8 protein-coding genes and 1 pseudogene are annotated in these 9,729 nt (G+C 64.1%); 8 read left to right on the forward strand and 1 reads right to left on the reverse strand.

The window, feature by feature from the left end; genetic code table 11:
• From NON22_RS15155 to NON22_RS15190, 8 genes are all read left to right on the forward strand, one after another.
• Nucleotides 1-275, forward strand: a 275-nt coding sequence (locus tag NON22_RS15155) for a hypothetical protein (protein WP_257387789.1), incomplete at its 5' end; no start/stop codon positions are given.
• Nucleotides 276-295: 20 nt separating this feature from the next.
• Nucleotides 296-2,215, forward strand: coding sequence for a hypothetical protein (locus NON22_RS15160; RefSeq protein WP_257387790.1), 1,920 nt, complete (start codon nt 296-298; stop codon nt 2,213-2,215).
• 10 nt (nt 2,216-2,225) lie between these two features.
• The gene (locus NON22_RS15165; protein ID WP_257387791.1) at nt 2,226-3,809 is read left to right on the forward strand and encodes a hypothetical protein; all 1,584 of its coding nucleotides are present in this window, start codon (nt 2,226-2,228) and stop codon (nt 3,807-3,809) included.
• Between the two features lie 11 nt (nt 3,810-3,820).
• Nucleotides 3,821-4,648: a hypothetical protein gene (locus NON22_RS15170; RefSeq protein ID WP_257387792.1), complete on the forward strand. Its 828-nt coding sequence runs from the start codon at nt 3,821-3,823 to the stop codon at nt 4,646-4,648.
• 73 nt (nt 4,649-4,721) lie between these two features.
• Nucleotides 4,722-6,428, forward strand: coding sequence for a hypothetical protein (locus tag NON22_RS15175; protein ID WP_257387793.1), 1,707 nt, complete (start codon nt 4,722-4,724; stop codon nt 6,426-6,428).
• Between the two features lie 78 nt (nt 6,429-6,506).
• Complete coding sequence (locus NON22_RS15180) at nt 6,507-7,214, forward strand: SCO family protein (protein ID WP_257387794.1); 708 nt, start codon at nt 6,507-6,509, stop codon at nt 7,212-7,214.
• 147 nt (nt 7,215-7,361) lie between these two features.
• A complete protein-coding gene (locus NON22_RS15185) occupies nt 7,362-8,195 on the forward strand; it encodes a hypothetical protein (RefSeq protein WP_257387795.1) in 834 nt (277 codons plus the stop codon).
• Complete coding sequence (locus NON22_RS15190; protein WP_257387796.1) at nt 8,195-8,842, forward strand: hypothetical protein; 648 nt, start codon at nt 8,195-8,197, stop codon at nt 8,840-8,842. Before NON22_RS15185 ends, NON22_RS15190 begins: the two co-directional genes overlap by 1 nt.
• A gap of 544 nt (nt 8,843-9,386) precedes the next feature.
• On the opposite strand, the pseudogene NON22_RS25065 reads toward NON22_RS15190, so the two are convergent.
• Nucleotides 9,387-9,608: pseudogene (locus NON22_RS25065) on the reverse strand (GFA family protein); the annotation flags it as partial.
• Between the last annotated feature and the right edge of the window lie 121 nt (nt 9,609-9,729).

The following is a 9,729-nucleotide window of genomic DNA, read 5'->3' on the forward strand; positions in this document are numbered from 1 at the left end:
CGCCGGCGGAGCTCGCGGCCGGCCAGCCGGCGCGCCTGCGCTTCGCCCTGGTCGATGCTTCCGGCGCGCGGCGCGAAAGCACCGACCTGCGTGCGCTGGCGCTGCTCGCCCCCGGCATCTGGCAGCAGCGCAGCGTGCCGGCCGCCCGCGGCGACGGCAACTACGAACTCGCTTTTACCCCGCCGCAACCCGGCATGTACTACGTCTGGATCGAGTCCGAAGCCCTCGGCCTGGCGCACCGGAACCGGCAATTCCTGATCTACGAAGCCAAGTAGCCCAACCCGGGAGCACAGCCATGTCGAATACAGCAGGAAACGGCGGCAGCAATCCGTTGATGCAGGCCGCGGCAACGCCGGTGACGCCGAAGTACGTCTACGACCCGGCAAGCGGCAGCTACCGGCTGCAGGCCTTCACCACGCCCGGCTGCAACAACGATTTTCCGGACGATCCGGCGGCCTACGCCCGCCTCGCCGCGCTGTGGAGCCAGAACGTCGACGGCTTCACCCGGCAGGCGATCACCGGCAATCCGTGGAACTCGCTGTATTCGGCCGCGCAGACCGCCTACTACGACCCGCTGTCCACCCCCATTCCCAAGGGCAGCGGCGCGGTCGACGTGGCGTGGATCGCGTTCCCGAACCGCCTGATCCAGTACCTGGGCCAGAACCAGGTGCCGCCGAATCCGTACAACCTTCCGCAAAGTGCACTCTTTGCCCTGGCTGACTCCGGCGAACTGTCGCGCTATCCGATTCCGGAAGTGCGCTGTCCGCAGCCGGACTGGAGCGGCCAGCTGCAGCCGTTCGGCCCCTACGGCCCGCGCGGCTGGCTCGACGAATACTGCGAGTTCTCGGTCGTGCGCAACGCGCAGAACAAGATCACGCGCATCGACTTCACCTGCGAAAACCCCGAATACTTCCAGACGCTGTGGCGCATCAGTCCCGAGCGCGTCTGCGCCGTGTACGAGCAGGCGCTCAACACCGGCGCGCCGCAGGACCAGTGGATCACCGTCGGCGTCGCCGACCTGCAGCTGGTCGACCCGGCCAGCGGACAGCCCGTGATCGACCCGGAAACCAACCGTCCGGCCTACAACCCGCTCAACCGCTTCAACACGACGACCTTCTGCGTGCGCAGCGGCACGCCGGCGCAGCGCAGCGGCGGCGCGATGCATCTCACCGCCACGCCGAACACCCTGCAGACCGAACTCGGCCTCGGCGCCGGCGCGACCGTGCAGCGCAGCGCGGGCAACACCGATCCGCAGGCGCTGATCTGCTGCGGCCAGTACGGCCAGAACTTCCGCAACAGCGATCCGCACATCGGCCAGAGCATCAATCTCGCCGTCGGCGCGGGCACGAACATCTCGCTGGCCGATCCGCCGGGCCTGTACATCCAGATGCCGAGCTTCGCGCAGTACCAGCTGCCCGCCGATCCCAAACTGCCGCCCGGCGCGAGCGCGGCCGACTGCTGGCACATCATCCGCGGCTTCGAGCACGTCACCGACGAAATCACGGGCGCGCGCTTCCCGGGCTCCTTCATCCTGCATGCGGCCTTCCAGATTCCGCAGGACTGGATCGACGCCGGCGTGAGCTTCACCGTCGGCGACATCACGATCGCCGGCGCGCCGATCGAGTACGGCTCGCAAGTACAGGCGACCTTGGAGATCGCCCTGTTCGGCCGGCCCATCGTGCCGCCGCCGCAGCCTGCGCCGGCGCTGCCCTGCGTCACTTCGCCCTCGGTCGTCACCGAGGCGCAACCACTGCAGATCCTGTTCCAGAACGTCTGGGACGCCTACTACGGCACCACGGTCAACACGCCGTCGGGCGTGACCATGTCGCTGGCCAGCAACTCCAGCATCATTCCGCCGACCCTGTATCCCGGCGAGAAGAACGTCGCGCTCGCACTGACCTATGCCGCGCCGACCGGCGAAAAACCCTTGCCCCCCGAGCAGTGGCCCACGGTGTATTTCACGAACGCCGACGGCAGCATCGACGGCAAGGTCAGCACGAAAGTGACCGGCTTCACCGGGACCGTCACCTACGCCGTGCCCGGCAACACCTACCCGAGCGCCAGCCAGCTGCTGAACCTGTCGGTCAGCGTCGCGGCCACGGCGGCGGCCGGCGTGCGCGGCGTCGTCATCGTGCCGGCCGGCCAGTCGTTCTCCGCCTCACTCACCCCGGCGCCGGCCTTCCTGGTCGTGGCGTCCTCCAGCACTGCGGCCTGAGGAGACCATCATGAACTCGTCCATCAAGGCATTCGGCCTCAGCCTGCTGGCCGCGGCGATCGCGCTGGCCGCCTGCAATCGCGAAGCGCGCCGCACCGACGACGGCACGGCGACTGCGGAAAAAGCCGCACCCGCAACGCCCGCGACACCGGCGACTCCGGCCACGCCGGCGGCAACGGCCGCGCGGGGCTCGACCAGCAACTGCCTCGCTCCGCCGTTCCTCGTCTCGTCCACGCCGGGTCAATACGGCTATACCGTGCCGAAGGACTTCGCGCTCACGCGCCAGGCCGATGCGAACTGCTTCGCCTGGCAGCAGTTCCTTGCGCTGAACTGGATCGCTTCCACGAGCCAGCGCGGCCAGCCCGACACCACGGTGCCGGCGAGCCGGTTCGGCGCGGCCAACGACGAACGCGCGACGGTCTGGGAGACCTACAAGGAATCCGACGAGGTGTTCCTCGCCAACGCGCAGGACCCCGGCCCCTGGAACGGCGGCTACGGCGGCACGCCGAGCGTCAAGGTGCTCGGCGGCATGCAATCGGAGATCGCTCCGGAACCGACGCTCGATCTCAGCGCGATCGGCCAGGCCTCGCAGGGCAGTCCGTGGCTCACGGCGCAGAGCGGCATCCTCACGCTGTACGAGCGCCGCATGAACGAGGACGAATACAACTACATCGTGCAGAACAAGCTGTACAACGCGAACGTGCAGCAGACCTTCGTGGTCTCGCCGGGCATCAACCTGCCCGACGGCACGAGCGCGAGCGCGGCCTACGGCAACACCGGCTCGATCGAGACCAAGGCCGCCTGGCTCGAACTGCCCAACGCGGCCGACTGGCCGCACTACAAGATTTCCAAGGCCGTCGTGACCTATCCGGGCCAGAAGCCCAAGACCGTCGTCGTCGGCCTCGTCGGCCTGCACATCATCCACAAGACCGCGCTGGGCCAGCAGTTCATCTGGGCCACGTTCGAACACAAGCGCAACGTGCCGAGCCAGACCCAGGTCGCCAACGGCACCCTGACGCCGCCGTACACCTACTACAACCCGAGCTGCGATCCGGCCACCGACCACTACCAGTGCACGGTCAACGCGAATCCGTCGACCTACGGCGGCGGCAAGAATCCGTACGACGCTCCCATACAAGCGGTCCGCGTGACCGACATTCCGACGCGTCCGAACAACGACGTGGTCGGTCTGAACCAGTACGTCTGGTCGCAGGTGATCGCGCCGCAAAATCCCAATTCGGTGTTCCTGAACTACGAGCTCGTCAACACCCTGTGGTCGAACCAGAACACGCCGATCGCCGCGGGCTCGCGCACGCCGCTGCCGACGCCGCAGCTCTCGCCGGGGCCCAGCCAGGAACCGGTCGCGAACACCACGATGGAAACCTACGTGCAGAGCCTGACCTGCCTGGACTGCCATGCCTCGGCCGCGATCGCGACGATCAAGCCGGCCACGAAGACCACGATCTTCGATCCGGCCACGGCGGGCACGCCGGCCACGGCGAAGAATCCGTATGCGGCCGACTACTCGTTCCTGATCAACAACGCGCAGCAGCCCAAGGGCGGCAAGCCGCAAGCGCACCAGGGCAATCACTGAGGAGCCGCGACGTGAGCACACCCGTACCGTCTTGGATCACCGCGTCGTGGGAACGCCTCTGGGTCATCAACAACAACCAGGGGCCGCCGGAAAACACCGTCAACGTGCGCAACATCCAGACGCCGACCTTGTTCGGCGACTGCCGCATTCCGAAGGATCGACCCGCGTTTCCGAACGCACATTCGCTGGCCGATCTGAGCAATGCGGAACTGACGACCCTGTATCCGCAGGAAGGCTTCGCCGGCTATACGACGACCGAAGGCTACATCATCACCTGGCACCACGAGATCGACTACCAGCCGCCCGACGGATCGATCGACATAGGCCGCTTCGAGATTCTCGGCGGCCGCAACGTGCTCGAGCACGGCGTGCAGGCCAGCTATCTCGAACACTGGTGGCGCCTGGAAGATGCCGGCGGCTATTTCCTCGGCATCAAGGTCATGCGCAACCAGGGGCACGGCCAGCAGCGCGTGCATGAAATCCTGTCGGTCGCCGGCGACCACTTCATCTATGCGCGCAACCGTCCGTTCGACCTGCCGATGGCGAACAACCTGGCCGACCTGATCAAGAAGGAAAAGTACACGCGCAAGCAGATCCTCGCGGTGCTCGACTGCGAGGTGTCGCACGGCTTCGTGCTCGGCGGCCGCCAGCCCTGGGAAGTACAGTTTTCCACCTTGCCGTTCAAGGAAAACCAGCCGCTGGAATTCGCGCAGCGCATCCAGGTCGATCCGCGTACCGGGCAATTGACGGAGCGCAAGCTCGCGCCGGACCTGATCTGGTCGGTGCCGGTCAACACGCTCGGCATCGAAGACCTGCTCGTGCTGTTCCCGCCGGCCTGAGCTTCGCTCAGCCGGCACGACACGGCCGCCGTGGGGCGGCGGCCTTTCCATCATTGTCCTTGGGGAATCCGACATGACACTGCTGCTTGCCGCGCTGCTGGCCACCGCAGCCACGCAGACCACGCCGGCGACGTTACCGGCGACGCGCTGCCAGATCCAGAACAACACCACCGGCAACACGCTGCCGCCCGGCGCGCACGACGACGCCCTGTTCAAGCTGCTCAGCGCGCAGCCGCGCTGTCCGGAGAACGCGCTGCAGTTCCGCAACCTCGTGCTCGCGAACAAGATGAGTTCGCGCCCGTCCATGGTCGCCAACCGCGGCTACCACAACCCGCTGCCGCAGGGCAGCTTCAGCTTCTTCGAATCCATCGACGGCAGCTACGGCGGCCAGAAGCTCGTGCCCGGCGACTGGTTCTACGGCCACTTCACCGCGGCCTCGATCGACAACGTCGCGCTGACCAGCATCCTGTCGCCGCAACAGGCCGCGACACCGGACAACCTGCTGCTCGAAACGCTGGTCTGGGATCCGCGCAAGCAGATGTACAACTTTTACGAAATCCGCGGCACCGGCCAGGGCGGCCAATGGTTCTACCGCGGCGACTCCGCCGACATCCAGGCCGACATCGCGAATCTCTGGCGCGGCTACGATCCGTCGCAACCGATCTTCATGGGCCCGCCCGACAGCACCGGCAAGGCCACACTGCCGCGGCTGCGCTGCTCCGGCTGCCACATGAACGGCGGCCCGATCATGAAGGAACTTGCATTCCCGCACGACTCCTGGTGGCGCCCCGAACGCCCGCTGCCGCTCGGCGCCATGCGCATCGCGCCGGAATACGTGACGATTCTCGACAACCTCGTCAGCTCCGAAACGTTCTCCGGCTGGATCAAGGCCGGCAACGAAAAGCTCGCGTCATCGCCGGCCTACATGAAGCAGCGCAGCGCGCTGTCGCTGCAGGAACAGCTGCGGCCGGTCTTCTGCGAACAGGAAGTCAACCTCGGTTCCGACTTGCTGGCATTCGAAGGCCCGGCCACCACGATCAAGGCCCCGATCGGCGCCTTCGTCGACCAGCGCCTGGCCGGGGACATCCAGTACATCGAAATCGACAAGGCGCTGTATACGAATTCACTGAACCTGTTCCAGGCCCAGTTCTTCGACTACCAGAGCGGCAGCTTCCAGAACGCGGTGCAGCCCATCAACCAGATCGACGCCGACCACGCCTTCGAGACACCGGTGAAATCCCACACCGACATGCTGCTGGCGCAGAAGATGGTCGCCTCGGGCCTCATCGACGAGAAGTTCCTCTACGACGTCCTCGCGATCGATCCCACGCGGCCCATGTTCTCGCCCCAGCGCTGCGGCCTGCTGCAACTCGTCCCCGGCGGCGGCCCCACGCCGAACTGGCGCACCCAGTTCACCCAGGCCCTGACCAACGCCGGCACCCCGGCGGCCAAGGCACTGCTGGCCAACATGAACGACCCCGCCCGCACCCCCGAGTGGCACCGCAACCAGGTCAAGCAGATCCTCACGCGCGTGCAGTCCCTGGCCCAGGTACAACTCTCGGTCAACGGCTTCGTCCGCCTCCTCGCCGGCCGCCGCATTGCCGTCTACCAGGCGCAAATCTCGCAGCACCCCCAAGGCCAGATCTTCGAACCCGGCTTCCGCCTGATCTTCCCCACCATGCAGCTGTTCCAGAAGAACCAGCAGCAGATCGCCTATGGCGGCGTGCCCGATCAGTACTGGCTCAATCCGGTCACCGGCGCAGTCGAACTGGTCCAATAATCCCGGACTCGTCCACCAGCGGCCCTCCCCGTCAACGCCGGATAAACCCTCCCCTTCAAGGGGAGGGTATGGGTGGGGATGGGTTTCCGCCTCACCCCCACCAATAACCCACACCCGTCGGCCCCCAGCGTGAAGACTCCGCGACTCACCAACCTCCGCCACATCGCCGCCGCCATCACCTTCGCCGCGACGACCGCTGCCATCGCCATCACCACCACACCAGCCAGCGCCGCTGAAACATCACCCGAAGCGGCACCATCCGCTGACACGCCAACGCCCAGCACCGACAAACCCCGCGACGGCGCCGCCATCTACCTGGCCGACCTCCCCCTCGTCGACCAGAACGGCAAACCCGTAGACCTCTACAACGACATCATCGCCGGCCGCCGCATCGTGCTGCACAGCTTCTTCGCCCGCTGCGAAGGGAGTTGTCCCGTGATGATGACGACGCTCCAGGCACTGCAGAAACAGCTCGGGTCACGGCTGGGTAAAGACGTCCACATCGTGTCCATCACCGTCGATCCGGACCACGATACGCCGCAGGTACTGGCTGACTACGCGCGGCGCGTCCAGGCCAAGCCCGGCTGGCACTTCCTCAGTGGCAGCAGCGCTCAGGTGACCACCGCACTGCGGCGCATCGGGCAATACACCGATGCGCCGGAGAACCATATGAACCTGATCATCGTCGGCAACGACACCAATGGGGATTGGCGGAAGGTGCATGGGCTGGCGGGGGTGAAGCAGGTGGTGACGGAAATACTGGAGGCGGTGGGGAGGGAGGGCTGACGGGACGACGTCGAGCCTGTGTCCTGTCCAAGGAGTCGACGCGCTTGCTTCCCGAACTCCACTGGTGAGAGGTACACCCGTCTGGCGACACAGGAGATCTATTCAGGAAGTGAGCCTGACCCGAATGGCAGACAAGGGGAAAGATTAATGGCTATCAGAGCATTGTGGCGCGCCCTGGTGGGGTTGGCGCTAATCGCCGTGTGCGCGTTTTCACGGGGAGCGTCCCCTCCTGCTGCGGAAAGCGGTCCTCCCGAAATTGCAGGCTTGCGTTTAGGGATGAAGCTCGCCGATGCGATGAGCATCGTCAAACGTCGCATGCCAAAAGCAACTATCAATGCGTCCGAGGGCTACCGCACTGGAGACCCTGGTCTGGACTCGCTGGGTCCACAGTCGTTTACCGCACAAACTGGCGTCAGCACGAGGTGCTACTACGGCCCTAACGAGCAAGACTGCCCACTGGATGGAGTGAGATGGATTGCGGAGGACTTCATAACCGCGGATACACCCGGCGCCCGCGGTGAGGAAACTCTAACGGCGATCTGGCGAAAGCAGCGCTTCGCTCCTGCTGATAGGCCATCAGTAGAGGCGACAGCTATCGCATTGATGACCAAATACGGCGAGCCTCAGCTAATACGCGGCGAGCAGGGAAAATCAGTCACGATGTCCTGGGCGCGAGGAGAGGACGGGGAAGCAATAGGTAAGGGGAATCCACTTCTTGACGCGTGCGTCGGCAGCGGTTTCGATGCTGATTCTTCGGCCTCTATCCAGAGGTTTCGGCGTGGTTGTGGGCTTACCATTCAAGCGAAAATTATTTTTTACGTCGTCGACACGAAATTTGTCGAAGTTCTCCATGTCGCGATGGCAGATCAAGATCACTGGATGACTGTTAACGAACAGCTCAAGAAACGTTTGGACGGCATACGCCGAGACAAGCAAGCTGAAGCGCTCAAGAAGGCGAATTCCAAGCCGGTGGATTTGTGATGAAGGTTCCAGCCATTGCGCTGTGGATATTGCTGTTACACGCTCTCCAGGCCCTGGGCGCAGCAGAGAGTCCTGGCCTTGGGTCTGGAGAGCGTTTGCTGTCTTATCCCGATGCATTGCAAATGGAAATGCTTGCTGACCGCCTGCTAGGCCGGCAACCTCCCATGGACAAATGGGCAGAGCAAGTAGTTGCCCGCCAAGCAACCAGTGAATTCACCGATAGAGAGTCGCTTCTATCTGCGGCACGTAAGCCTTTCGAAGCAATGTTTGCAGATACCGCCGACATTGGTTCGTTGCTTATTAGGGTGCGAAGTCAATTCAGCCAGTACGATGCCGACAGCAAAGGTTACTACCTGAGCGCGTTCATGCCCGGGACCATACTGAAATTCAGTAGTGGCAAGTACCCGGGCAACCGCGTTGAATTGCGACTGGTCAATCTGTCCAAAGTCCAGCTCTGGTCACTTGAGCCGAGCTTGGCCGAAGCTGTGCTCAAAAAGCACCCGAACCGTGAAGTGCTTGTCGATGTAACAGTCCAGATCGTTGGAGTACGAATGAGCAGCAGCGGGCCCCAGCTGGAAGGCAAGGTCCGCGCTTACGCTATCTACGCAAATGAAATGCAAATCGCCGCGGTGCAGCTTACGGACTAGGACGCCGGAGTTCCAATACTCGAAAGAAGCAACTCGATCTGATCGAGCATGGATGAATCGATCAGCAGGTCGAAGAATGCGTGGGCATCGATCGAGCGAAGACCGCGCCGTAACGCGTGCCGTTGTCGCACGCGAACGCTGCGCATAGGATGCATACGAGCCGGCGCCTTTGCTTTTTGGTGTTGTCTGGTAACTCCACCTTCGCATCGCGAGCCGGCTTTTCTTTTCGGATCAGAGGGTCGGCGCTAAGTCAGTGCCACTCGGGTCAGGTTCCCTTCGGGAGTCCGCTGAATCCCGTCTCAGTACGGCGGAACCAAAGACCGAACAGGGTACGAAGGGGGCAGGTCCACCCACGCGAGGCGCAGGCCATACTGGAAGTAACCGGACCCCTCAATCACGCCTTACGCGCTCAATCGAGAAATTTCCAGGTGTCCGCGCCATCGAAGCGCCGGACGACGACCAGCCCCAGGAGCGCGGGTTCGAAGTTGCGCAGGTTCACTCCGTGTCGGGCGCCCGGCGTCAGCTCGATCGGTTCCCAGTGGGTGAAGATGCCGCAGGTCTTGCACCGGTAATTCTTCAGGGTGCGATCTCCCCATACATAGCTCTCCGTGCTGTCCGGGTGGCCCTGGATGGAGACCGTGCCGAGCTCGTAGAATGCCCAGATGCCTCCCGTACGGCGGCATAGCGAGCAGTTGCAGCTCGTCGCCGTTTCAGGCGCGTGGGGAAGCGTGAGGCGGACGGACCCGCAGTGGCAGGATCCGTGCAACTGAACCGCCCCGGCTTTTCCGGAGGCTCTTTCCTTTGAGAGGATGGAGCCATGAAGAAGAAGTCAGAGAGACACTCTCCGGAAGTGCGGGAGCGAGCGGTTCGGATGGTGCTGGAGCACC

The sequence above is a fragment of the Tahibacter caeni genome (assembly GCF_024609805.1).
In the GTDB taxonomy this organism is placed as follows: Bacteria; Pseudomonadota; Gammaproteobacteria; order Xanthomonadales; family Rhodanobacteraceae; genus Tahibacter; species Tahibacter caeni.